General features: G+C 71.5%; 2 protein-coding genes. One reads left to right on the forward strand and one right to left on the reverse strand.

Features of this window, described 5'->3' with window-relative positions; genetic code table 11:
• Positions 1 to 28: 28 nt before the first annotated feature.
• Entirely contained in the window at positions 29 to 601 is a 573-nt protein-coding gene (locus tag H5J33_RS34260; RefSeq protein ID WP_181798559.1) for a dihydrofolate reductase family protein, read from the reverse strand.
• Positions 602 to 871: 270 nt separating this feature from the next.
• Between H5J33_RS34260 and H5J33_RS34265 the strand changes: the two genes are divergently transcribed.
• On the forward strand, positions 872 to 1,615 hold the full coding sequence (locus H5J33_RS34265) for a class I SAM-dependent methyltransferase (RefSeq protein ID WP_181798560.1): 744 nt from the start codon (positions 872 to 874) through the stop codon (positions 1,613 to 1,615).
• Positions 1,616 to 1,700 lie beyond the last annotated feature (85 nt).

The following is a 1,700-nucleotide window of genomic DNA, read 5'->3' on the forward strand; positions in this document are numbered from 1 at the left end:
GCCGGGGCCGGTGCTCGTGGGAGCGGGGTCAGCGTACGACGTCGAAGACGTTCTTCTGGATGCCGTTGGCGTAGGCCTCGTGCTCGACCAGCTTCAGCTTCTGGGCGTCCTTGTCCGTGGTGCTGAACAGCCGCTTGCCCGCGCCGAGCAGGAGCGGGAAGACGAGCAGGTGGTAACGGTCGATGAGGCCGGCGTCCGAGAGGCTCCGGTTCAGGGCGGCACTGCCGTGGACGATGATCGGGCCGCCCTCGGTGGCCTTCAGCGCGGCGACCTCGTCGAGCGAGCGCAGGATCGTCGTCTCGCCCCAGTCCGACACCAGGCCGGCCTCGGTGAGGGTGGTGGACACGACGTACTTCGGCATCGACTTGTACTCCGCGAACTCCTCCATGCCGGGCCACACCGGGCTGAACGCCTGGTAGCTGACCCGGCCCAGCAGCATCGCGCCGGCCTCCCGCTGTTCCCGGCCCTTGATCTCGAAGGCCTCGGGCAGGAACTCGACGTCCTTGAAGGTCCATCCGGAGTTCCGGTAGCCGGGCTCGCCGCCGGGGGCCTCCACCACACCGTCGAGGGAGACGAAGGCGGTGCTGATCAGGGTGCGCATCTGGGGTTCCTCGGTATCTCGTCATCGGGTGTCACGGCTGTCGACGTGACAGCCGCGCCACATGGTTCATGTTCTTCGACCGCGGAACAACCGAAAACTCATCGGTCGGTGTGCGCACGAGCGGCGGCTGCCGTCAACAACCGCCCGCCGGACGCGCCGTCGAAGGAATTCAAGCCACTTCAGGGCCCCTTGGCGACGTCGTGTGCCAGGCTGCCACCGAACGTGCCGCTTGACCCGTCCGGCCCCGTCCCAGTGCAGGAGGCACCGCCCTTGACCGCCGACGAAGAGCCGCTTGGCTGGGACACCGCCACCGTGGCCGACGCCTACCGGGACCGCGACATGCGGCTCGCCGAACAGCTGGTCTTCCCCGCCGTGCTGCGGCGGCTCGAGGGGCGGGCCGGGCCCGGCCGGCTGGCCCTGGACATCGGGTGCGGCACCGGCGCGGTCGCGGCGCGGCTCGCGAGCACCGGGGAGTGGGAGGTGCAGGGGCTCGACCCCTCGGCCGACATGCTCGGCATCGCCCGCGCCGACCGCCCCCACCCCCGTGTCTCCTACCGGCTGTTCGACGGCCGCACCCTCGACCGGCTCGCCGACGACAGCGTCGATGCCGCCGTGTGCTGCCTGGTGTACTGCACCGACCCGGACGACGGGCGGCTGGCCGCCCTCACCGCCGAGATCCGCCGGGTGCTGCGCCCCGCTGCGCCGTATCTGCTGGCCGACCTCAATCCGGCGGCGACCGGCGTGGCCTTCTCCACCCTGCGCCACGGCGAGCCGGGGGCGGTCTACGGCGACGGCGACACCGTGCCCACGCTGCTGCGGCTGCGCGACGGCACGATGATGACGAGCGCCACGTACTACCGCTCCATCGACCGGTACCGGCGCTTCCTGACCGAGGCCGGTTTCCCCGCCCCCGCCGTGGAACTGCCCACGCTCCCCGCCGGGGACCCGGGTTCCTCGGCGGTCCCGGCGGAGATCCGGACCGCGCCGTACATGATCCTCGCCACCCACGCGTGACCCGACCGGCTCCCGGCGCGGGGCCGCGCCGAGCGTGTCGTGGTGTCTCAGCTGGTCCGTTCCCCCGGTGTCTACTTCGACTCCA

The organism is Streptomyces sp. WELS2 (assembly GCF_013870595.1).
Lineage (GTDB): Bacteria > Actinomycetota > Actinomycetes > Streptomycetales > Streptomycetaceae > Streptomyces.

What these genes read in the sequence shown, in the direction of transcription:
- H5J33_RS34260 (WP_181798559.1), bottom strand. Translation starts at nt 601, where the DNA reads ATGCGCACCCTGATCAGCACCGCCTTCGTCTCCCTCGACGGTGTGGTG.